The organism is Bacillus sp. SLBN-46, from assembly GCF_031453555.1.
Taxonomy (GTDB): domain Bacteria; phylum Bacillota; class Bacilli; order Bacillales; family Cytobacillaceae; genus Neobacillus.
In genome coordinates this window covers 3,795,512-3,818,116 of sequence record NZ_JAVIZM010000001.1, presented here as the reverse complement: position 1 = coordinate 3,818,116, position 22,605 = coordinate 3,795,512, and the positions used below count along the sequence as shown (strand labels likewise).

The 22,605-nt window shown below is 38.9% G+C and carries 20 protein-coding genes and 1 pseudogene; 19 read left to right on the top strand and 2 right to left on the bottom strand.

What is annotated here, in order from left to right; all coding sequences use genetic code 11:
• Positions 1 to 25: 25 nt before the first annotated feature.
• Positions 26 to 1,738: an Rqc2 family fibronectin-binding protein gene (locus tag QFZ87_RS19395; RefSeq protein WP_309865125.1), complete on the bottom strand. Its 1,713-nt coding sequence runs from the start codon at positions 1,736 to 1,738 to the stop codon at positions 26 to 28.
• Between the two features lie 187 nt (positions 1,739 to 1,925).
• On the opposite strand from QFZ87_RS19395, the gene QFZ87_RS19390 reads away from it, so the two are divergent.
• From QFZ87_RS19390 to spoVM, 17 genes and pseudogenes are all read left to right on the top strand, one after another.
• Positions 1,926 to 4,604: a calcium-translocating P-type ATPase, SERCA-type gene (locus QFZ87_RS19390; protein ID WP_309865122.1), complete on the top strand. Its 2,679-nt coding sequence runs from the start codon at positions 1,926 to 1,928 to the stop codon at positions 4,602 to 4,604.
• A 98-nt stretch (positions 4,605 to 4,702) separates the two neighbouring features.
• Complete coding sequence (locus tag QFZ87_RS19385) at positions 4,703 to 5,578, top strand: YicC/YloC family endoribonuclease (protein WP_309865120.1); 876 nt, start codon at positions 4,703 to 4,705, stop codon at positions 5,576 to 5,578.
• A 58-nt stretch (positions 5,579 to 5,636) separates the two neighbouring features.
• Positions 5,637 to 5,900, top strand: coding sequence for an extracellular matrix/biofilm regulator RemA (gene remA / locus QFZ87_RS19380; RefSeq protein WP_066068779.1), 264 nt, complete (start codon positions 5,637 to 5,639; stop codon positions 5,898 to 5,900).
• 11 nt (positions 5,901 to 5,911) lie between these two features.
• Entirely contained in the window at positions 5,912 to 6,526 is a 615-nt protein-coding gene (gmk, locus tag QFZ87_RS19375) for a guanylate kinase (protein ID WP_309865113.1), read from the top strand.
• Position 6,527: 1 nt separating this feature from the next.
• Positions 6,528 to 6,743 carry a DNA-directed RNA polymerase subunit omega gene (gene rpoZ / locus QFZ87_RS19370; protein WP_309865110.1) on the top strand — a complete coding sequence of 72 codons (216 nt, stop codon included), beginning with the start codon at positions 6,528 to 6,530 and terminating at the stop codon, positions 6,741 to 6,743.
• A gap of 203 nt (positions 6,744 to 6,946) precedes the next feature.
• Positions 6,947 to 8,155, top strand: a complete 1,209-nt coding sequence (gene coaBC / locus QFZ87_RS19365; RefSeq protein WP_309865108.1) for a bifunctional phosphopantothenoylcysteine decarboxylase/phosphopantothenate--cysteine ligase CoaBC — start codon at positions 6,947 to 6,949, stop codon at positions 8,153 to 8,155.
• Positions 8,155 to 10,567, top strand: a pseudogene (gene priA / locus QFZ87_RS19360) (primosomal protein N'). Before coaBC ends, priA begins: the two are co-directional and overlap by 1 nt.
• Positions 10,568 to 10,625: 58 nt before the next feature.
• Positions 10,626 to 11,111 (top strand): peptide deformylase, encoded by a 486-nt coding sequence (gene def / locus QFZ87_RS19355; RefSeq protein ID WP_309865107.1) that lies wholly within the window; start codon positions 10,626 to 10,628, stop codon positions 11,109 to 11,111.
• Positions 11,108 to 12,052 carry a methionyl-tRNA formyltransferase gene (gene fmt / locus QFZ87_RS19350; protein ID WP_309865104.1) on the top strand — a complete coding sequence of 315 codons (945 nt, stop codon included), beginning with the start codon at positions 11,108 to 11,110 and terminating at the stop codon, positions 12,050 to 12,052. The genes def and fmt overlap by 4 nt, the downstream gene beginning before the upstream one ends.
• A gap of 1 nt (position 12,053) precedes the next feature.
• Positions 12,054 to 13,400 carry a 16S rRNA (cytosine(967)-C(5))-methyltransferase RsmB gene (gene rsmB, locus QFZ87_RS19345; protein ID WP_309865102.1) on the top strand — a complete coding sequence of 449 codons (1,347 nt, stop codon included), beginning with the start codon at positions 12,054 to 12,056 and terminating at the stop codon, positions 13,398 to 13,400.
• A gap of 40 nt (positions 13,401 to 13,440) precedes the next feature.
• Positions 13,441 to 14,532, top strand: a complete 1,092-nt coding sequence (gene rlmN, locus QFZ87_RS19340; protein ID WP_309865099.1) for a dual-specificity RNA methyltransferase RlmN — start codon at positions 13,441 to 13,443, stop codon at positions 14,530 to 14,532.
• 4 nt (positions 14,533 to 14,536) lie between these two features.
• Positions 14,537 to 15,289 (top strand): Stp1/IreP family PP2C-type Ser/Thr phosphatase, encoded by a 753-nt coding sequence (locus QFZ87_RS19335; protein ID WP_309865095.1) that lies wholly within the window; start codon positions 14,537 to 14,539, stop codon positions 15,287 to 15,289.
• Positions 15,290 to 17,266, top strand: a complete 1,977-nt coding sequence (pknB, locus tag QFZ87_RS19330; protein WP_309865092.1) for a Stk1 family PASTA domain-containing Ser/Thr kinase — start codon at positions 15,290 to 15,292, stop codon at positions 17,264 to 17,266. It abuts the gene before it with no gap.
• Positions 17,267 to 17,364: 98 nt separating this feature from the next.
• Positions 17,365 to 18,246, top strand: a complete 882-nt coding sequence (rsgA, locus tag QFZ87_RS19325) for a ribosome small subunit-dependent GTPase A (protein ID WP_309865090.1) — start codon at positions 17,365 to 17,367, stop codon at positions 18,244 to 18,246.
• Position 18,247: 1 nt separating this feature from the next.
• Positions 18,248 to 18,892 (top strand): ribulose-phosphate 3-epimerase, encoded by a 645-nt coding sequence (rpe, locus tag QFZ87_RS19320; RefSeq protein ID WP_309865088.1) that lies wholly within the window; start codon positions 18,248 to 18,250, stop codon positions 18,890 to 18,892.
• 55 nt (positions 18,893 to 18,947) lie between these two features.
• On the top strand, positions 18,948 to 19,595 hold the full coding sequence (locus QFZ87_RS19315; RefSeq protein WP_309865085.1) for a thiamine diphosphokinase: 648 nt from the start codon (positions 18,948 to 18,950) through the stop codon (positions 19,593 to 19,595).
• Between the two features lie 104 nt (positions 19,596 to 19,699).
• On the top strand, positions 19,700 to 19,783 hold the full coding sequence (spoVM, locus tag QFZ87_RS19310; protein ID WP_035445740.1) for a stage V sporulation protein SpoVM: 84 nt from the start codon (positions 19,700 to 19,702) through the stop codon (positions 19,781 to 19,783).
• Positions 19,784 to 19,986: 203 nt separating this feature from the next.
• Here spoVM and rpmB read toward each other — a convergent pair whose 3' ends face one another.
• Positions 19,987 to 20,175 (bottom strand): 50S ribosomal protein L28, encoded by a 189-nt coding sequence (gene rpmB, locus QFZ87_RS19305; protein ID WP_007087786.1) that lies wholly within the window; start codon positions 20,173 to 20,175, stop codon positions 19,987 to 19,989.
• 291 nt (positions 20,176 to 20,466) lie between these two features.
• Between rpmB and QFZ87_RS19300 the strand changes: the two genes are divergently transcribed.
• Together QFZ87_RS19300 and QFZ87_RS19295 are read left to right on the top strand one after the other, a co-directional pair.
• Positions 20,467 to 20,829, top strand: coding sequence for an Asp23/Gls24 family envelope stress response protein (locus QFZ87_RS19300; RefSeq protein ID WP_144548976.1), 363 nt, complete (start codon positions 20,467 to 20,469; stop codon positions 20,827 to 20,829).
• Between the two features lie 38 nt (positions 20,830 to 20,867).
• On the top strand, positions 20,868 to 22,547 hold the full coding sequence (locus tag QFZ87_RS19295; RefSeq protein WP_309865076.1) for a DAK2 domain-containing protein: 1,680 nt from the start codon (positions 20,868 to 20,870) through the stop codon (positions 22,545 to 22,547).
• Positions 22,548 to 22,605: the final 58 nt, after the last annotated feature.

Below are 22,605 nucleotides of genomic sequence, written 5' to 3'. Positions count from 1 at the left end.
AAAGCCCCGGAACCCCGGGGCTTTTCTAATTTTTCTTTAGTTTCAACACCATTTCTTCATCAGGAGTAACATAAACCGTCTGTTGGTTGTCATAAATGACAAAACCTGGTTTTGCACCACTTGGTTTTTTTACATAGCGAACCTTTGTAAAATCAACCGGTACGGAGCTTGAATTTCGTGCTTTGCTGTAATAAGCGGCCAAAACGGCTGCCTCCCGAATGGTTTCATCAGATGGTTCTTTGCTGCGAATTACCACATGGGAACCAGGAATGTCCTTTGTATGAAACCAAATTTCATCTCTAGCAGCTAGCTTATTGGTTAAATAATCATTTTGCTTATTGTTCTTCCCAACAATGATGTCTGTTCCATCAGAAGAGACAAAGTGATCTAAAACCGGCTTAGCATTCTGAATTTTTTTTCCGTTCCTTTTCTTCCGGTCGCGGATATAGCCACCCTCTACGAGTTCCTCGCGAATTTCTTGCAAATCCTTTGGAGAGGCCGCAATTACTTGCTGCAACAAATTATCAAAGTACGCTACTTCTTCCTGCGCTAATTCTATTTGCTCTGTTACAATGGCTACCGCATTTTTTGCCTTTTGATACTTAGAAAAATATTTTTGGGCATTTTCAGAAGGTGTTTTCCTCGGGTCTAAAGCGATGGCAATCGTACTACCGTGTTCATCATAATAATTGACCACTTCTATTTCCTTCATGCCCTTTTTCGCCGCATAGAGGTTAGCTGTTAATAGTTCGCCATAGCGCTGAAATTGATCCGCACGCTCAGCGTCCTTTAACGTATCCTTTAGTTTTTCAATTTTCTTTTCATTCTTTTCTTTCTCATTAGTAATAAACCGTTCAATATCATTCCCTTGCTGCTTCACCCTGTCACGTTCCGCCTTACCGAAATAAAAACGGTCTAGCATTTCGCTAAGGGTAGGATAGCTTTTCGTTTCCCCATTCAAATGCTCAAGTGGAAATAAATAAAATGATTCTTTACCACCGCTTGAAATAATAGAAGGAGTAATATGATCAGAAGCTATTCTACCTATTAACCGGGTAAAGGTTGAAGGAACGGTCGTGCGATTTGCCAGGCCGCTTTGGAAAAGTACCTCTTTAGCAAAAAGGGGAGAGGTACCGGCAAAATGCTCGACAAGCTGACGGTCAATCCTGCCGCTATTAAAATCAACCTTCTGTAAAACATCTTCTTCAACAGCTGTAAATGGGTTTACCTTATTTTGTTCTGGGGGATATACGTAAGGCTGGCCTGGTAAAATCGCTCGATGGCTATTAACAGCAAAGGAAACATGCTTAATACTATCAAGGATGACATTCCGTGTTTTATCTACTAAAACTATATTGCTATGCCTGCCCATAATTTCAATAATTAATTGTTTATAGCTAATATCACCGATTTCATTCCGACCTTTTATTTCAAATATAATCATTCGATCGGTTTCGACTTGATATAAGTCTTCTAATATATAGCCTTCGATATGTTTTCTAAGCAACATACAAAACATTGGTGGTTCGCTAGGATTTTCATAGGCTTCGTTTGTCAGCTGTACTCTTGCGTAGCTTGGATGGGCTGAGAGGAGAAGCTTTTGATTGACTCCATTTGCCCGGATTGTAAGAATTACTTCATTTTTATATGGCTGATGGACTTTGTTGATTCGACCGCCTTTTAAGGAGCGAACAAGTTCAGCAACCATTGCTTTTGTAAATAAACCATCAAATGACATGGGAAAACATCCTTTACACTTTCATATAAATTAATTATATCCTACTATTTTTATTTCTGTCGCATTTATCGTTTGTTAATAGGATGGGTTTTAACTAATTCTTTCATCATATCATAGCATTTTTTTGGACGACCCTGAATAAGCTTTCCTTAGAGTATGTCAATAAAGGGGGAAGTGAGATGGTCGGATGAAATTCCATGAAATGAAGATAGAACAAGTAGAAAAGGCCTTAGAAACCGACTTTTCTTCTGGATTATCACAGGAAGAAGTAAAAAAACGGATAGACCAGTACGGGCTAAATGAATTACAAGAAGGAGAAAAGCAATCGGCTTTACTCTTATTTTTTAGTCAATTTAAAGATTTTATGGTCTTAGTACTTCTTGCAGCAACCTTGATATCTGGATTACTTGGCGAATATATTGATGCTATAGCGATTATCGCCATCGTCATTATAAATGGTTTCCTTGGTTTTTTCCAAGAACGGCGGGCAGAAAAGTCACTCCAGGCGCTTAAGGAATTATCTGCTCCACAGGTGTCAGTTCTTAGGGATGGTCAATGGATCAAGATTCCTTCAAAGGAAATTGTCGTCGGTGATATTTTAAAGTTTAGCAGTGGAGATCGGATTGGTGCTGATGTCCGTGTAATTGAGTCAAAAAGTTTAGAAATTGAGGAATCCGCTCTTACGGGTGAATCTGTTCCAGTTGCTAAACATATAGACAGCTTAACCAATCCAAACCCTGGAATTGGAGACATGGAAAATATCGCTTTTATGGGTACGATGGTAACTAGGGGAAGCGGCATGGGAGTTGTTATGGCGACTGGTATGAAAACCGCCATGGGGCAAATTGCTGATTTACTCCAAAGTGCACAATCGCAGGATACTCCATTACAACGACGCTTGGAGCAGCTAGGGAAGATTTTAATAACTGTTGCCTTATTGCTGACAGTCCTTGTGGTTGTAGTCGGAGTATTACGTGGACATGATTTATATGAAATGTTCTTAGCAGGGGTTTCTTTAGCTGTTGCAGCCATTCCAGAGGGTCTGCCTGCAATCGTGACTGTGGCATTATCACTTGGTGTACAGAAGATGATTAGGCAAAATGCGATTGTTAGGAAGCTGCCTGCAGTCGAAACACTTGGTTGCGCCTCTGTTATTTGCTCTGACAAAACTGGAACAATGACCCAAAATAAAATGACTGTAACGCATTTGTGGAGCGGTGGACAAACGTGGACTGTAGATGGCGTGGGCTACCAGCCGCAGGGCCAGTTTTACCGAGACGACCGAACGGTACAGCCTAAAGATGAGAAAGCCTTACAGCAAATGCTGATTTTTGGTATGTTATGCAATCATTCAGACCTAGTGATAAAGGATGATGAATTTACGCTGGACGGAGACCCAACGGAAGGCGCCTTATTAGTAAGTGCAATGAAAGCAGGCTTTGAAAGGACAAAGCTATTAGACGAATTTACGATTGTGAATGAATTTCCGTTTGATTCTGCAAGAAAAATGATGAGCGTACATGTAAAAGATAAACAAGGAAGGCATTTTATTATTACAAAAGGTGCCCCAGATGTCATTTTAGGGATTAGTGAATCGATCCTATGGGATGGACGGACTCAATACTTAAATAGGGATTCGCAAGATAAGGTCCAGGATGCAATCAATGGTCTTGCTTCACAGGCACTTCGGACCATAGCTATCGCTTTTAAACCAATATCTACAAACACCGTCATTTTAAGTGAACAGGAAGCAGAAAAACAGTTAACATTCATTGGAGTCCAGGGAATGATTGACCCACCAAGACCTGAAGTAAAAGATGCCGTGAAAGAATGTAAGGAAGCTGGTATTAAAACGGTAATGATCACGGGAGACCACGTGATTACAGCAAAAGCAATTGCTTCCCAGCTGGGCATTTTAACTAAGAAAAGCAAGGTGTTGGATGGTAAAGCATTATCTAATATGTCAGTGGAAGAACTTGAGGAAATAGTCGATGATGTTTCTGTTTTTGCAAGGGTTTCCCCAGAGCATAAGTTGAAAATTGTTAAAGCGTTACAAAATAGGGGACATATTGTTGCTATGACAGGGGATGGAGTAAATGATGCTCCTGCAATAAAGGCAGCAGATATCGGCGTTTCCATGGGAATTACAGGGACCGATGTTGCAAAAGAAGCCTCGGCGCTCATCCTGTTGGATGATAATTTCGCTACGATTAAAGCTGCGATTAAAGAAGGCAGAAACATTTACGAAAACATACGTAAATTTGTCCGTTATTTACTGGCATCCAATGTTGGTGAAATATTAGTCATGTTGTTTGCAATGATTTTGGCATTGCCGCTTCCTCTCGTGCCAATCCAAATCCTTTGGGTTAATTTGGTTACGGATGGACTTCCGGCTATGGCACTTGGACTCGATCGACCTGAGGAAAATGTAATGAAACGAAAGCCAAGAAGCCCTAATGAAGGTGTTTTCTCCCGGGGGTTAGGTTGGAAGGTTGTTTCAAGGGGATTCCTAATCGGGATTGTCACTTTATTAGCATTTATGATTATTTATGGTAATAATCCAAGTCAGCTGCAGTATGCTCAAACAGTTGCCTTTGCGACACTAGTAATGGCTCAGTTAATCCATGTGTTTGATTGCCGGAGTGAAAAATCGGTCCTGTCAAGAAATCCATTTGGGAATCCATATCTAGTTTGGGCGGTTATTTCATCACTATTGTTAATGCTTGTTGTTATTTACTATCCACCTTTGCAGCCTATTTTCCATACACTGCCGATTCTTGCGAAAGATTGGTTGTTAATTGTAGGACTATCCTCTATTCCAACTTTTTTACTAGCAGGGACATTTTTATTAAGAAAAACAAAATAAAGTATGTTATAATCCAAAAGGTAATAGATGCCACTCTATTACCTTTTGTCTTTTTTAATAAAAAGCCGATCATTTCTCAAGGATTGGATGTGCAAGTGATGGTTATAAGTATGACAGGCTTTGGCAGAGCTAAGACTGAATCGCAGTTCTTTTCTGTAAATGTAGAAGTTAAAACGGTAAATCACCGATTTTGCGAAATGAATATTAGAATGCCAAGGCAGTTATTAAAAATAGAAGATAAACTAAAAAAGAAATTAAACCAGCAGATTCGACGTGGACGAGTAGAAGTTTATGTTAGTGTAGAGGGTGAGGGAGTCGTTACCCGAAAGGTACACGTGGACTGGAATTTGATTGATGAATATTATCAATTTATAAATGAAGCACGAAGCAAATATAGGGTGGAAGGAACCGTAACTATACACGATTTGCTTGGTCGAAGTGACCTTATACATATTGAAGAAAGTGAAATAGGCAATGAAGAACTCGAAAATTTAGTTCTAACCGCAACGGAAGAAGCTGTTCAATTTCTATTACAAATGAGAATGGCGGAAGGGGAAGAAATAAAAAAAGATCTGATTGCCATTTTAGCACAATTAGAAAACGATGTTTTTGAGCTTCAGAAATATGCTCCTCTCGTTGTTCAATCCTTTAAGGAACGTCTGACGAAAAGAATGCAGGAGTTTTTAAATGGCCAATTGGATGAAACAAGAATATTAACTGAAGTAGCCGTTTTTGCTGATAAAGCGGATATCAATGAGGAAATTACTCGTTTAAAAAGTCATATTCAGCAGTTCCTGCAGACGTTGAAAAGTCAGGAACCGATTGGGAGAAAGCTTGATTTTCTTGTTCAGGAAATGAATAGAGAGGCAAATACCATTGGTTCAAAAGCGAATGACTCAAACATAGCGAAACAAGTGGTAGAGATCAAGAGTTTACTTGAAAAATTGAAGGAACAGGTTCAAAATATCGAATGAGTTGTTTAGAAACTGTTTACCACGGTCAAAATATATTATTGATGATTGGGTGATGACCATGTCGATTAAATTAATTAATATTGGATTTGGAAATATCGTTTCGGCCAATCGGATTATTTCAATTGTTAGCCCCGAATCTGCACCAATAAAAAGAATTATTCAAGACGCCCGTGACCGGGGGTCCTTGATTGATGCTACATACGGTAGACGTACACGTGCTGTTATTGTCATGGATAGCGACCATGTCATTCTGTCAGCTGTACAGCCAGAAACGGTTGCTCATCGATTATCTGACCGTGATGAAACTATTGATGAAGGGTAGGATTCTTAATAATGCAGGAAAAAGGATTACTGATTGTACTTTCAGGGCCATCTGGTGTTGGAAAAGGAACGGTACGAAAAGAAATATTCTCTCATCCAGATACAGCTTTTGAATATTCTATATCGATGACAACTCGCTTACCACGTGAGGGTGAAGTGGATGGCGTAGATTATTTTTTTAAATCAAGAGAAGAATTTGAATCGTTAATTGAGCAAGGGAAACTTCTAGAATATGCAGAATTTGTTGGGAACTATTATGGCACTCCTGTTGATTATGTTCGTCAAACCTTGGATGCAGGCAAAGATGTATTTTTAGAAATTGAAGTAAAAGGGGCTAGACAGGTACGAGAAAAGTTTCCAGAAGGGCTGTTTATTTTCCTTATGCCGCCAAGCCTGTCTGAATTAAAAAATCGAATTGTTACTAGAGGAACTGAAACAGAAGATATCATTCATAATCGCATGCTCTCTGCTCGAGAGGAAATTGAAATGATGGAATTGTATGATTATGTGGTTGAAAACGACCAAGTAGAACGTGCATGCGAACGTGTTAAAGCGATCGTTACTGCAGAGCATTGTCGTAGAGAACGTGTAGAACATCGCTATAAAAAATTATTGGAGGTTGAATAGAATGTTATATCCTTCTATCGATTCATTACTTGAAAAAATTGATTCCAAATACTCACTAGTTTCCGTTGCGGCGAAGCGTGCACGCGTAATGTCGCAAGTAAGGGACGAAAGATTAGCGAAATACGTTTCTTATAAACATGTAGGTAAGGCACTAGAAGAAATTTATAGCGGAGAGCTTACTTACCGTATTTCAAAAAAAGACATAAATGCTGAATAAATAAGATAAGCGAACAGACATAAACATGAATGAAGGCCTGACGACAAAGGAAATTCCTTACGTGTCAGCCTTTTTTATTTGGCTTTAACTATGAAAGTTGAATTTTGTCGACATACAGTAGGAAAAAGATGAAAAAATGTTACTATTACAGCATAATAGAAGGTAAAGATTATTGGACGGACAAGAAATGGGGGATTCGGGTCATGGTAAAGGATAAGAAAATTTTATTATGTGTGACAGGAGGAATTGCTGTTTATAAAGCAGCAGCCTTAACAAGTAAACTTGTTCAAGCAGGTGCAAAGGTGAAAGTCATTTTAAGTGAATCTGCTGAAAAGTTTGTTACCTCATTAACCTTTCAAGCACTGTCCCGCAATGAGGTATATACAAACACCTTCGATGAAAAAAATCCGCAGGTTATTGCCCATATTGATCTAGCTGACTGGGCTGATTTAATTTTAGTTGCACCAGCAACGGCTAATACCATCGCAAAATTAGCTCATGGTGTTGCTGACAATATGATTACGACAACGTTGCTAGCTGCAACGGCACCCGTTTGGATTGCTCCAGCAATGAATGTACATATGTACGACCACCCGGCAGTGAAAAAAAATATTGCCACTTTAGCTGATTACGGATATCAATTTATTGAACCAAGTGAAGGCTATCTGGCTTGTGGATATGTTGGAAAAGGACGGCTTGAAGAACCAGAAAAAATCGTTGAATTAGTCCAGGCTTTTTTTAGTAAGGAAGGATTAAAACTAAAAGGCAAAACAGTCTTAATTACTGCGGGACCCACCCGTGAAAAAATTGACCCTGTACGTTTTATTTCTAACCATTCAACTGGAAAAATGGGCTATGCACTTGCAGAAGCGGCACAGAGACAAGGTGCACGTGTCATCATAGTTTCGGGTCCAGTCCAGTTACCGGCACCTGCTGGAATGGAAGTCATCAACATTGAAAGTGCAGAGGATATGTATCATGCCGTTATGAACCACTACGACAGTGTCGATGTTGTAATTAAGACGGCAGCTGTAGCTGATTATAGGCCTAAAACAACCTATGACCACAAGGTGAAGAAGCAAGAAGGTGACTCCAGCATTGAATTAGAAAGAACAAAAGATATTCTGTTTGAGTTAGGTAAAAGGAAAAAGCATCAAATATTAGTTGGGTTTGCCGCAGAGACCGATCATATCGAAGAATACGCAACCAAAAAATTAAACAGAAAAAATGCAGATATGATTGTCGCCAACAATGTGAAAGCAGAGGGTGCTGGGTTCGGAACAGATACGAATATTGTGACGCTCTTTAAACGTTCTGGAATGGTTACTGAATTACCGCTCATGTCAAAACAGGCTGTTGCCGAAAAGATTATTGATGAAATTACTTCTCTTATAGAAGGATCTGGAAAATAATGAATATTGCAAGTGTTATTGTTGATGTCCCAACAAAACAAACGGATAAGACCTTCGATTATTTAATACCGGAAGAATGGATAGGCACCATTCAACCAGGGATGAGGGTAGTTGTCCCTTTCGGACCGAGAAATATCCAAGGATTTGTAATGGACATCAAAGCTGAATCAAAATTTAAAAAGTTAAGAGAAATCATTGAACCAATGGACCTCGAACCCGTATTAAATCATGAATTACTAGAACTTGGTGACTGGCTGACAGAGAATACACTTTGCTTTAAAATTTCTGCCTTTCAGGTCATGCTGCCGGCAGCATTAAAAGCAAAGTATGAAAAAAAAGTGAAGCTTGCCTCGAATGCAAGGGTTTCTGACCTTCCGCTAAATCTTCAGGATTTGTTCAAAAACGATGGAATGGTAAAGTGGGAAGAGGCAATATCTACTGGAATTGTCCCTGTCTTGCAGCGTGAAGCAGCCAAACACAATCTTGAAGTAATTTACGAAGTCAAAGAACGAGTACGAAAAAAACAAATGAAGTTTATTCGACCGCTCGTGTCTCTTGAGGAATTGAAGGAAGAAGCAAAATGTCTATCTGCTAGAGCTGAAAAGCAAAAGCAAGTTTTACACTATTTTGTTGAGAATTTTCATGCTGTTGAGTTACGGAAGTTGACAGCAGAAATAAATACCACTTCCTCTACCATTAAAGCCTTGGTTGATAAGCAGCTACTTACAGAGTTTGAATTGGAGGTTTATCGGGATCCTTATGAAAATCGATCATTTGAACGAACTAAACCATTACCTCTAACTTCTTCGCAGCAAACAGCCATTGAACCGATTTTAGATTCTATTGAGAATAAAAAACATGAAGTTTTCCTCCTCTATGGTGTGACAGGAAGTGGGAAAACGGAAATATACTTACAATCCATACAGGAAGTAATTGAAAAAGGAAAAGAAGCTATTGTTCTTGTTCCAGAAATAGCTCTAACTCCTCAGATGGTTAATCGCTTTAAAGGGAGATTCGGGGATTTTAGTTGCGGTATTGCACAGTGGGTTATCGGCTGGTGAAAAATACGATGAATGGCGAAAGATTCAACGGAAGGAAGTAAAGGTGGTTGTCGGAGCTCGTTCCGCTATCTTTGCTCCCTTTGAAAACCTTGGAATTATTATTATTGATGAGGAACATGAAACGAGCTATAAGCAGGAAGAAATGCCAAGATATCATGCAAGAGACGTGGCCGTCCAAAGAGCTAAGACGTACAACTGTCCCGTTGTCCTTGGCAGTGCTACCCCATCCCTTGAATCGTTTGCAAGGGCACAAAAAAAGGTGTACCAGCTATTATCGCTACCAAGTCGTATGAATAACCAATCGCTTCCCTCTGTCGATATTATTGATATGCGCGAGGAGCTTCGTGAAGGAAATCGGTCGATGTTTTCTAGAAAGCTTTTTGAAAAGCTGCAAGATCGAATTGAGAAGAAGCAACAATCTGTCTTATTTTTAAATAAACGAGGTCATTCATCCTTTGTTATGTGCCGGGATTGTGGGTATGTCATGAATTGTCCATACTGTGATATTTCCCTTACCTACCATCGGGTAAATGAGCAAATGAAATGCCATTACTGCGGGTACGAAACGTATGTTCCTAAGAGTTGTCCTGAATGTTCAAGTGAGTATATCCGCTATTTTGGAACGGGCACACAAAAGGTTGAAGAAGAGCTCGGCAAAATCCTCCCAGAAGCAAGAATCATCAGGATGGATGTGGACACAACTGGAAGAAAGGGAGCGCATGAAAGGTTACTAAAGGATTTTCAAGATGGAAAAGCAGATATTTTGTTAGGCACTCAAATGATTGCCAAAGGTCTTGATTTTCCAAATATCACACTAGTTGGTGTGCTTTCGGCAGATACTATGCTCCATTTACCAGATTTTCGGGCCTCTGAAAAAACCTTTCAGCTTTTAACCCAAGTAAGTGGGAGGGCGGGGCGCCACCAACTGCCAGGGGAGGTTGTTATTCAAACCTATACCCCTGAACATTACAGTGTAGAGTTAGCTGGTACACAGGATTATGATCTATTTTATCAGCGGGAGATGATGATTCGTAAAACTCACCATTATCCGCCGTTTTATTACCTCTCACTCATAACTATTAGTCATGAGCAGTTGATCACAGTCGTATCAGCTACAGAGAAAATTGTAAACTATGTCCGCTCGCAGCTTTCAAAGGAAGCAGTAGTTTTGGGACCTGCTGCTTCGCCGATCCCTAGGATTAATAATAGATATCGCTATCAATGTCTGATAAAATACAAGCGGGAACCGAACATGACAAAAACGTTAAAAACCATTCTAGATCAATATCAAATGGATACAAAGAGTGGTTTACTGGTTTCTATTGATGTCAACCCGTTTATCTTAATGTAAACTGGGTGAAAATAATAATAAAAGAATGCTCTTTAATGGGCATAACGGAGGAACTGATTTGGCAGTAAGAAATGTTGTTATTCATCCTGCAGAGATACTAGAGCAAAATTGTGAGGCAGTGTTGAATTTTGATAAGAAGCTAGCGAAAATACTAGATGATATGTATGATACGATGATTGAATTTGACGGAGTGGGTCTAGCCGCACCGCAAATAGGATTGAATGCACGTATCGCTATTGTTGATATTGATGATGAATTAGGCACCATTGAGATGATTAATCCTCGTGTTTTAGAAACATCGGGCGAACAGACAGGCCCTGAAGGCTGTTTAAGTTTCCCAGGATTATTTGGCGAGGTGACAAGGCCGAATTTTGTTAAGATAGAAGCATTTGATCGAAAAGGCAGGAAATATACTTTAGAAGCAGAAGAGTTCCTGGCTAGAGCGATTCAACATGAAATTGACCATCTTAACGGAATCTTATTTACATCTAAGGTAACAAGATACCTTGAGGAAGATGAGTTAAAAGGAGTAGAAAGTGAATGACGAAAATTGTTTTTATGGGTACCCCGGATTTTTCCGTCCCTGTTCTTCAAAAAATTATTGAGGACGGATATGAGGTAATAGGCGTAGTCACTCAGCCTGACAGGCCGGTAGGAAGAAAAAAGGTGTTAACCCCACCTCCTGTTAAAGTGGAAGCCTTGAAACATGGCATCCCCGTTTTCCAACCAGAAAAAATCCGTCAAGAAGAAGAGCTTAGTAAAATCCTTTCCTTAGAGCCGGATCTTATTGTAACAGCTGCTTTTGGTCAAATATTACCTAAAAAGCTGTTGGATGCTCCTAAATACGGCTGCATAAATGTACATGCATCCCTTCTGCCAGAACTTCGTGGCGGTGCCCCAATCCACTACGCTATCATTCAAGGGAAAAAGAAAACCGGTGTGACAATCATGTATATGGTAGAGAAATTAGATGCCGGGGATATTTTAACAACTGTGGAGGTTCCGATCACTGAAGAGGACAACGTAGGAACACTCCATGATAAGCTAAGTGCTGCTGGATCAAAATTGTTATCAGAAACCTTGCCACTTTTATTAGATGGAAAGCTTACCTCTCAACCTCAAAATGAGGAACAGGCTACATTTGCATCAAATATTAAACGAGAGCAGGAAAAGATTGACTGGAGCCAGACAGGTGAACAAATTTATAACCATATCCGTGGATTAAACCCTTGGCCCGTTGCTTTTACCACTATGGAGGGGCAGGTAGTAAAAATTTGGCGAACCGAAAAAGTTGCTGACTCAAAGAGAAATGATCCAGGAACGATTGTAAAAATAGAACCAGATGGATTAATAGTAAGTACAGGAAATGAAACGGCCATAAAAATCCTAGAGCTTCAGCCTTCAGGTAAAACCAAAATGATGTGTGAGCAATTTTTACGCGGTGCCGGTTCAAAAATATCATTAGGCAGTAAGCTGGGAGAATAAAATGACATCGAAGAAAAATAATGTACGTGAAATTGCCTTGGACCTATTAACAACAATTGAGAAAAACCAATCATATAGCAATTTACTTCTTAACACGACGATTGAAAAAAATGAGCTGTCACAAAAAGATGTGGGATTGTTAACGGAATTAACCTATGGAACCTTGCAAAGAAAAATGGCCTTGGACTTCTACCTGAATCCGTTTATCAAAGATAATAAAAAATTAGCTGATTGGATTCATCATTTGCTCAGGCTTACGCTTTATCAGATGGTGTATCTCGATCGTATTCCAGATCGAGCAGCTATCTACGAAGCAGTAGATATTGCGAAGAAGCGAGGACATAAAGGAATTGCCAGTTTGGTAAATGGAGTTTTACGAAGTATACAAAGAAAAGGACTCCCTTCATTAAATGAAATTTCTGATCCAAACAAAAGATTAGCAATGGAAACAAGTCATCCAGAATGGCTCGTAACAAGATGGGTGAATCAATTTGGGTTTGATAAAACAAAAGAAATGTGTGAAATTAACTTAACAGCACCTATGCAAACAGCAAGAGTGAATCTGACAAAAATTTCGCGAGATGAATGTGTTGCACTTTTAGAAGAGGATGGCTTTCAAATTGAAAAAAGTCCTATAATACCTGAAGCAATTAGATGTTTAAAGGGAAACTTAGCTTCCACGATTTCCTTTAAATATGGAATGTTTACCATTCAGGATGAAAGCTCCATGCTTGCTACTTACGCATTAGGGGCAGAGAGAAATGAGTTTGTCCTTGATGCTTGCGCAGCACCAGGCGGAAAAAGTACACATATTGCTGAAAAGATGAATAATACGGGTGAAGTGATTTCGGTTGATCTCCATCAGCATAAGGTACGATTAATTAACGATAATGCACGCCGTTTAGGGTTAGAAAATATTAAAACAAGTGTATCTGATTCCAGACATCTACAGGATAAGTTTAAGGATGTATTATTTGACCGCATTCTTCTCGATGCTCCATGCTCTGGCCTTGGAGTGATGAGACGAAAACCCGATATGAAATATACAAAAACTGAAAAAGATTTAGAGCGGTTAAGTACCATACAGCAGGATTTATTAAAGTCAGTATCGCCTTTACTAAAAAAGGGTGGCATTCTTGTCTACAGTACATGTACAGTGGATAAAGAGGAGAATGAAAATACTGTAATGAAGTTCTTGGAGAATAATCCAGACTTTGAACCTGATTTAACTTTTAAAAATAGGATGCCGGAAGCTGTTCAGCCATTCATAACAGGATATGATTTGCAAGTTTTTCCACAGGATTTTGGCTCAGACGGATTTTATATTGCAGTACTAAAAAAAGTATAAGCGCCACAGGTGTTAGACAATTGAAAGAAGGTGTAAACAGTTGGAACAATTAAATACAACTGAGAAGAAAACAACATTAGATAATAACCTGCCCTCCATCTATTCCTTGGAGCTTCATCAATTAAAGGAATGGTTATCAGAGAATGGAGAAAAGCCATTCCGTGCAGAGCAAATCTTCGATTGGCTTTACAAAAAAAGAATTACTTCTTTTGAAGATATGAGCAACTTAGCAAAAGGCTTAAGAGATAAGCTCTCAAATCATTTTCAAATCACTACCTTAAATACGGTCATTCAACAGACTTCAGCTGATGGAACGATTAAGTTCTTATTTGAACTTCATGATGGATATTCGATTGAAACCGTTCTAATGCGTCATGATTACGGGAACTCCGTTTGTGTTACAACTCAGGTTGGCTGTCGAATTGGCTGTACCTTTTGTGCATCGACATTAGGTGGATTGAAAAGGCATCTAGAAGCAGGAGAGATTGTTGCCCAAGTAGTTAAGGTACAACAGGCACTTGATGAAACTGAGGAACGCGTAAGCTCTGTGGTCATTATGGGTATTGGTGAACCATTTGATAACTATGATAATATGATGTCATTTCTAAAAATAATCAATCATGAAAAAGCACTAAATATCGGAGCACGGCATATTACCGTTTCGACTAGTGGTATTGTACCTAAAATTTATCAGTTTGCTGATGAAGATATGCAGATTAATTTTGCTATTTCACTACATGCTCCGAATACGGAATTGCGTTCAAGGTTAATGCCAATCAACAAAGCGTATAAACTTGATGACTTAATGAAAGCAGTACGATATTATATCGATAAGACAGGTCGTCGAATTAGCTTTGAATACGGTCTTTTTGGTGGAGTGAATGATTCCACAGAGCATGCAGAGGAATTAGCAACTCTTTTAAATGGGGTTAAATGCCATGTGAATCTAATTCCAGTCAATTATGTCCCTGAAAGGGATTATGTTCGTACTCCAAGGGACAAAATTTTTGCTTTTGAAAAAACACTTAAAAAACGTGGTATTAATGTGACAATTCGCCGAGAGCAGGGGTCAGATATTGCTGCAGCATGTGGACAACTTCGTGCAAAGGAGCGAAAAGAGGAGACGAGGTAAATATATGAAAGCAGTTTTCATGACAGATCGAGGGAAAGTACGACTTCATAATGAGGATGCTGGAGGAGTATTTGTAAACCAGGATGGTGATCGCCTAGCCATTGTTGCTGATGGGATGGGAGGTCACCGTGCAGGTGATGTTGCCAGTGAAATGACAATTACACAATTAAAAAGTGAATGGGAAGCCTCTAAAGGAATTGCTACTGCTGAGGAAGCCGAGCAATGGTTGAAGGAAAAAATAACAGTAGTTAATCAAATACTGTTCGACCATGCGACGAATCATCCTGAATGTGATGGAATGGGTACAACGATCGTTGCGGCTATAGCCACTGATCGCTTTGCAACCTTAGCAAATATTGGAGACAGCCGTGGCTATATTTATAATGAATCTGGATTTAAACAGGTTACAGAAGACCATTCACTTGTAAATGAACTTGTGAGGTCTGGACAAATCTCGAAAGAAGATGCCGAACACCATCCAAGAAAAAATGTGTTACTCCGAGCTTTAGGAACAGAAAAAATGGTTGAGTTGGATACTAAAACCATAATGTTCGAAGAAGGGGATATTATCCTTTTATGTTCAGATGGTCTTTCAAATAAAGTAAGTGAAAAAGAAATGATGACCATTCTCTTAAATGAAGATCCTTTAGAACAAAAAGCAGATTCACTTATCGCACTAGCCAACAACTACGGTGGAGAAGATAACATTACACTGGCTATTGTAGAGTTTAGTGACGTCAGCGAGGGTGATGCATAAATGATGATTGGAAAAAGATTAAGCGGCCGCTATAAAATCTTGGATATGGTTGGCGGAGGCGGAATGGCTAATGTTTATTTAGCGCACGATATGATCCTTGATCGTGATGTGGCTGTTAAAATGCTTCGCCTTGATTTTGCCAATGACGAGGAATTTATCCGGAGATTCCGTAGGGAAGCTCAATCAGCAACAAGCCTTGCACACCCTAATATTGTTAGTATTTACGATGTCGGCGAGGAAAATGATTTATATTATATTGTGATGGAATATGTGGATGGACAGACATTAAAACAATACATACAGCAGAATTCTCCATTAAAAGTCGAGGATGCCATCGGGATCATGAGACAGTTAACTTCAGCCATTTCTCATGCTCATCAAAATCATATAATCCATCGTGATATTAAGCCTCATAATATCTTGATTGACCATGATGGGAATGTAAAGGTGACTGATTTTGGAATTGCTATGGCACTAAGTGCAACAAGCATCACACAGACTAATTCAGTCTTAGGCTCTGTTCATTATTTATCACCCGAGCAAGCCCGTGGTGGAATGGCAAATGGAAAGTCGGATATATATTCCTTAGGAATTGTTATGTTTGAATTGTTGACTGGGCGGCTCCCATTCTCGGGTGAATCAGCCGTGTCCATCGCTTTAAAGCATCTCCAGTCGGAAACACCTTCCGTAAGAAGGTGGAACTCAAACATTCCGCAAAGTGTGGAAAACATTGTTCTTAAGGCAACTGCCAAAGATCCATTTCATCGTTATAACAGTGTAGAAGAAATGGAAGAAGACTTACGCACGGCGCTTGACACTGAAAGGGGAAATGAAGCAAAGTTTGTTATTCCGATAGATAATGATGCTACAAAAGCGATTCCAGTTATAACAAATGATAAACCACTTAAAAATTTGGATGAAACATTAGTTCATAGTAATGAGAAACCATTGCCTGGTCCAAAGGATGACTTAAAGGAGGGCTCAGGCAAAAAGAAACGTAAAAAGTGGCCGGTAATATTAATATCTACCTTTCTTGTATTAGCCATTCTTGGATTATTAGCAATTACCTTTTTACCTGGATTATTATCTCCGAAGGATGTAAAAATCCCAGATGTAAGCGGCATGGAGTTGGATGAAGCAATATCCAAGCTCAAGCTAAGTGGGTTAGAAGTGGATAAAAAGATTGAGATCGAAGATGAAGACGTGGAAAAAGGAAAAGTGGTAAAGACTAATCCTGAAAGCGGCACGACAGTAAAGGAGAATTCAAAAATAAACCTTTATATTAGTACGGGCAAAGAAAAATTTGAACTATCCGATTATGTGGGCCGGCAATATGAAGATGTCATTCGTTTGTTGGATAATTATAATTTCAAAGATATTAAAAAAATCGAGAAACACGATGATAGTGAGCCTGGAACCATCATAAGTCAGAATCCTTCAGGTGGCGAAAAGGTTGTTCCTGAGGAAACTGAATTAGAGTTTGAAGTGAGTAAGGGGCCGGAAAAAATTGTATTAAAGGATTTAACACAATACAATTTAAAAGGAGCGCAAGATTATGCCTCTCTAGTAGGATTAACCCTTGATGCTTCACAAGAAAAATATGATGATACTATCCCAGCAGGTATGGTTATATCCCAATCGCCTGAACCAGGAACCGAGTTGAAAAAGGGAGACAAGGTGACGGTCGTGATATCAAAAGGAAAAGAAGATAAACCACCAAAAGAGGTCATCATTGAACTAGATATTCCCTTTGAGCCAGCAGTTCCAGGAGAGCCCGGTCAGAAGCAGCTTGTTACAATCTTGATTGAGGATATGAATCATAGTATGACAGAACCTGCAGAGACCTTCTATATTACGGAAAATACAAAGAAACAAATTAAATTAATGATTCCATACGGGAAGAAAGCCGGCTACAAGGTCATTCGTGATTCAAAAGTTATTATTGATGAAAATAAAAACTACTCAGATGTGGAATAAATGAAGCTAAATCTGCCTGTATAAAAATGAATGTGCTCGTACAGATTTTAAAGGGAAGCCAAACGATTTGTTTAGAATGAGAGGCAAGGAGTGTAGCTATGCCTGAAGGAAAAATTGTTAAAGCATTAAGTGGTTTTTATTATGTTCTTCATAATGAAAGACTGATCCAGTGTAGGGGAAGAGGCATCTTTCGAAAAAACAAGATTACCCCACTTGTGGGAGATGAGGTCGTTTTTCAAGCGGAAAATGATTTAGAAGGATACATTTTAGAAGTTAAAGAGCGCAAAAATGAATTGGTGCGTCCACCCATTGCCAATGTTGATCAGGCTATTCTTGTGTTTTCGGCTGTTGAGCCTGACTTTAGTACAGTACTATTGGATAGGTTTCTAGTTTTAGTTGAGTATAATCACATCGAACCACTAATCTGTATTACAAAAATGGATTTGACAAATGAAGCGCAAAAACAGGTGATAGCTGAATTCGCAGAACACTATCGGAAAGCTGGTTATGAGGTCATTCTTACATCATCAGAAACAGAAATGGGGATTGAATTGTTAAATCCACATGTGGAGAATAAAATTTCTGTTTTTGCAGGACAATCGGGGGTAGGAAAGTCTTCCTTATTAAATGTACTGAGACCTGATTTAGAATTAAAAACAAATGATATATCATCCCATCTAGGCCGAGGGAAGCATACAACAAGACATGTTGAACTCATTCAAATTGGCCAAGGTCTCATTGCAGATACACCAGGATTTAGCTCATTAGAATTTACAAACATTGAAGCAGAAGAGTTAACTTCTTGTTTTCCTGAGATACAAAGAGCCAGTGAGAATTGTAAGTTTAGAGGATGTTTGCATGTGACTGAGCCTAAATGTGCAGTAAAGTCGGGAGTTGAATCAGGTGAAATACCGGGATACCGGTATCAACATTATGTGGACTTCCTCCAAGAAATAAAAGATAGAAAGCCGAGGTACTAACATGGTGAAAATAGCACCCTCAATTCTTTCAGCTGATTTTTCTAAATTAGGAGAAGAGGTTTTAGCTGTAGAGAAAGGAGGAGCTGACTACATTCATATTGATGTCATGGATGGTCATTTTGTACCCAATATTACAATTGGTCCACTTATAGTGGAAGCGATTCGTCCAGTCACAAAATTGCCGCTTGATGTTCATTTAATGATTGAAAATCCTGATCAGTATATAGAAGCGTTTGCTAAAGCGGGAGCTGACTATATAACTGTTCATGTGGAAGCATGTCGTCATCTCCACCGGACCATTCAGAGTATTAAATCATTTGGAATCAAGGCAGGGGTGGTCTTAAATCCAGCGACCCCAGTTGAGACCATTCAACATATTATTGGTGACATTGATATGGTGTTATTAATGTCAGTCAATCCAGGGTTTGGGGGACAAAAATTCATCCCAGAGGTTCTTCCCAAAATCAAAAAAGTAAAAGCGTTAGCTGAGCAAAAAGGGGTAGATATTGAAATCGAAATTGATGGCGGTGTCAACCCTGAAACAGCAAAAGATTGCATTGAAGCAGGGGCAACTGTCCTTGTTGCAGGATCAGCTGTATATAATCAACCTGACTATGCAAAAGCAATTTCATTAATTAAAGGCTAGAAAGAAGAGGTTGACACAGTCAGCCTCTTTCCTTATAAAAAAGGGGATTTTGTTTATGATTATTAACATTCTTGCGGGAGGTCCAGAAGACCTGCTCCCGGACTTAACAGAATATATAGAAGAAAACAGCATTTGGATTGGAGTAGACCGCGGAGTATATCATTTATTAAGAAAAAACATCAAACCAACCATTGCATTTGGAGACTTCGATTCTGTTTCACAGGAAGAATGGAACTTCATTGAAGGACAGGTTTCTGAACTTAAGAAATTTAAACCAGAGAAAGACGAAACTGACATGGAACTTGCCCTTAACTGGGCATTAGAGCAGAAACCGTCTATTGTCCGATTATTTGGGGCAACCGGGGGAAGATTAGACCATTTATTAGCCAATGTACATCTATTGTTAAACCCATTAAGAGCAAAAAACCCCGCTCATGTGACCTTGATTGACCGCTTTAACACGGTTTTTTTAAGTGATCCGGGAAGCTATACCATTGAAAAAAAGAAAGGACAAAAATACATTTCATTTGTACCGTTAACCCTTGAAGTTAGTAATCTCACACTGGAAGGTTTTAAATTTCCATTGAAAAACCGGCATATTTCACTTGGATCGACACTATGTATTAGTAATGAACTTATTAGTGATTATGGTACTTTTTCATTTTCCGAAGGCATATTAATAGTGATAAGAAGTCACGATTAATAGGCAAAACTATTAGGTACTGATTTCGTTCGTTAGAATAAACTGTTAGGGCGTACGAAAAAAGTTAGATTAAATAAGCTGGGAGATTTGTGAGGAGGGACAGTATGAAATTTTATACAATTAAACTGCCAAAATTTTTAGGCGGACTAGTCCGAGCGATGATTGGGGCATTTAAAAAGAATGAATAGAAATATATAAAAGTACAAGAATGGTATCGTTTTAGTTAATACCCTTTTTTGGCACCCGCCTCGTCTGGGTGCTTTTTATTTTCTTAATTGGGAATAATAAAGGAATGGAGTACATTTGTACTTTTTTGTTCAAATTCTTAGTCATATCCTATTTGTTGGGCAAAAAGAAAGAGCATCCAAATATAGGATGCTCAGGTCCTTTATTATACGCGTTCTACTTTACCTGATCTTAACGCTCTTGCAGAAACCCAAACACGCTTAGGCTTTCCATCAACAAGAATACGTACTTTTTGTAGGTTAGCACCCCATGTACGCTTGTTTGCGTTCATAGCGTGTGAACGTGCGTTACCAGTTGTTGTTTTCTTTCCAGTTACTACACATTTACGTGGCATAATGATTTCCCTCCTTAACTACCAAAAGGCTTTATACAGCTATCTTTTAGATGCTCATCTGGATATAGAAAATTGACTAACCAAATTTTCTAGTCTTGAGATACCTTAATAATTTATCACACAACCCAATTGAATGCAATAGTTGTGTACAAACCTTTCAAGAAAAAAGCCTTGACATAGGTATTAATTAAATGCTCTTATATTATACAGGCAAGTATGACTTTCAATATTGGGTTGACTATAGTAAAATGACTGTAGTCAAGGAGCAATTTTCCAAAGGGGGAACGATTCATGTCCATCGAATTAAAAACTAAGTACGGACAAATTGATATTTCAAACGAAGTAATCGCTACCATTGCCGGAGGAGCAGCTATCGAATGCTATGGTATCGTCGGTATGGCCTCTAAAAATCAAATTAAAGATGGGATTACGGAAATACTACGAAAAGAAAACTTTACTCGAGGCGTAATTGTACGCCAGGAAAATGAGGCATTACATATTGATATGTACATTATTGTTAGCTATGGAACGAAAATTTCCGAAATTGCCCACAACGTGCAATCAAAGGTTAAATATACCCTCGATAAGACAGTTGGACTTGCCGTTGACTCGGTAAATATTTACGTTCAGGGAGTTCGAGTAACGAATCCGTAAGTTCGTACTGCGAACCGCAAGTAGAGGAGGAAAATTTTGTGTCAATAACAGCATTAGATGGAAAACGTTTTGCCGAAATGGTAATTCAAGGTGCAAATCATTTGGCAGCAAATGCTAAAATGGTTGATGCTTTGAACGTTTTTCCTGTGCCCGACGGTGATACTGGAACAAATATGAACTTATCAATGACCTCCGGGGCGAAGGAAGTAAGAAATAATGTTCAGGAACATATTGGTAAAGTTGGAGTTTCCCTTTCAAAAGGGTTGCTAATGGGAGCACGTGGAAATTCAGGAGTTATTCTTTCCCAATTATTCCGTGGCTTTTCTAAAGCGGTTGAATCGAAAGCTGAGATTTCCGCGAAAGATTTTGCGCAAGCATTAGACGCAGGCGTAGAAACAGCTTATAAAGCGGTAATGAAGCCTGTAGAAGGAACGATCCTAACCGTGGCGAAGGATTCAGCTAAGAAGGGTGTGCAAGCTGCCCAAAAATCCAATGATATTATTATGATCATGGAAGAAGTGGTGAAAGAAGCAAAGGCTTCATTAAAACGTACGCCTGATTTACTACCCGTATTAAAAGAAGTAGGTGTGGTAGATAGTGGCGGACAAGGACTTGTTTTCGTTTACGAAGGCTTCCTTGCAGTTTTAAAGGGTGAAAAGCTTCCTGAATCTCCTATTACTCCTTCAATGAACGAAATGGTTAATGCGGAGCATCATAAAAGTGTCCAGAGTCATATGAATACAGCGGATATTGAATTTGGATATTGTACAGAATTCATGGTAAGGTTTGAAGCTGATAAGGTGACCAAGCATCCATTTGATGAAGGTAATTTCCGTAACGACCTAAGTAAGTTAGGTGATTCTTTATTGGTGATTGCTGATGAAGATGTAGTAAAAGTACATATTCATTCTGAGCAGCCTGGTGAAGTATTAACCTATGGTCAAAAGTATGGAAATTTAATTAACATGAAAATAGAAAACATGCGTCAGCAGCATTCTAATATTGTTGGTGAATCCCATACAGCAATTGATTCCGAGCTTCCTAAAGCTCCAAAAGAACTTCAAGAATACGGAATTGTTACTGTTTCGATGGGTTCAGGAATTGCGGAATTATTTAAAAGTATTGGTGCACATGCTGTCATTGAAGGCGGTCAGACGATGAATCCGAGCACGGAAGATATCGTGAAAGCCGTTAAAGAAGTCAATGCAAAAAAGGTATTTATCTTACCGAATAACAAAAATATTATCATGGCCGCTCAGCAGGCAGCTGATGTTTCAGATGAAGAAATTTATGTCATCCCGTCTAAAACAGTTCCTCAAGGACTTTCAGCATTGTTAGCATTCAATCCTTCAACAGATGTGAAGACTAATGAGTCTGCGATGATGGATGCCCTACAGCATGTTAAGACGGGACAAATTACGTTCGCCGTTCGTGACACGCAAATTGATGGCTTAGAAATTGAAAAAGATGATTTCATGGGCATCTCTGAGGGGAAAATTGTTATAAAAAACAAAGACAAAGAAAACGCAGCTAAAGACTTGCTTTCTCAGATGCTAGACGAAGATTCTGAAATCCTTACCATTATCTATGGTGAGGATGTTACAGAGGAAGAAGTAACCAGTCTTACACAATTTGTGGAAGAAAACTTTGCTGATGTTGAAATAGAAGTACATAATGGTGGTCAGCCATTATATTCTTTTATCTTTTCAATTGAATAAGGAACGGCTAAAATAGAAGGGGTTACCCTTCTATTTTTTTTGATATAAGTGTCGTTTA

Bases quoted from the DNA above. Each gene is read 5' to 3' on its own strand.
- QFZ87_RS19395 (WP_309865125.1), bottom strand. From the start codon at position 1,738: ATGTCATTTGATGGTTTATTTACAAAAGCAATGGTTGCTGAACTTGTT.
- QFZ87_RS19390 (WP_309865122.1), top strand. From the start codon at position 1,926: ATGAAATTCCATGAAATGAAGATAGAACAAGTAGAAAAGGCCTTAGAA.
- QFZ87_RS19385 (WP_309865120.1), top strand. From the start codon at position 4,703: ATGGTTATAAGTATGACAGGCTTTGGCAGAGCTAAGACTGAATCGCAG.
- remA (WP_066068779.1), top strand. From the start codon at position 5,637: ATGTCGATTAAATTAATTAATATTGGATTTGGAAATATCGTTTCGGCC.
- gmk (WP_309865113.1), top strand. From the start codon at position 5,912: ATGCAGGAAAAAGGATTACTGATTGTACTTTCAGGGCCATCTGGTGTT.
- rpoZ (WP_309865110.1), top strand. From the start codon at position 6,528: ATGTTATATCCTTCTATCGATTCATTACTTGAAAAAATTGATTCCAAA.
- coaBC (WP_309865108.1), top strand. From the start codon at position 6,947: ATGGTAAAGGATAAGAAAATTTTATTATGTGTGACAGGAGGAATTGCT.
- fmt (WP_309865104.1), top strand. From the start codon at position 11,108: ATGACGAAAATTGTTTTTATGGGTACCCCGGATTTTTCCGTCCCTGTT.
- rsmB (WP_309865102.1), top strand. From the start codon at position 12,054: ATGACATCGAAGAAAAATAATGTACGTGAAATTGCCTTGGACCTATTA.
- QFZ87_RS19335 (WP_309865095.1), top strand. From the start codon at position 14,537: ATGAAAGCAGTTTTCATGACAGATCGAGGGAAAGTACGACTTCATAAT.
- pknB (WP_309865092.1), top strand. From the start codon at position 15,290: ATGATGATTGGAAAAAGATTAAGCGGCCGCTATAAAATCTTGGATATG.
- rsgA (WP_309865090.1), top strand. From the start codon at position 17,365: ATGCCTGAAGGAAAAATTGTTAAAGCATTAAGTGGTTTTTATTATGTT.
- rpe (WP_309865088.1), top strand. From the start codon at position 18,248: ATGGTGAAAATAGCACCCTCAATTCTTTCAGCTGATTTTTCTAAATTA.
- QFZ87_RS19315 (WP_309865085.1), top strand. From the start codon at position 18,948: ATGATTATTAACATTCTTGCGGGAGGTCCAGAAGACCTGCTCCCGGAC.
- spoVM (WP_035445740.1), top strand. From the start codon at position 19,700: ATGAAATTTTATACAATTAAACTGCCAAAATTTTTAGGCGGACTAGTC.
- rpmB (WP_007087786.1), bottom strand. From the start codon at position 20,175: ATGCCACGTAAATGTGTAGTAACTGGAAAGAAAACAACAACTGGTAAC.
- QFZ87_RS19300 (WP_144548976.1), top strand. From the start codon at position 20,467: ATGTCCATCGAATTAAAAACTAAGTACGGACAAATTGATATTTCAAAC.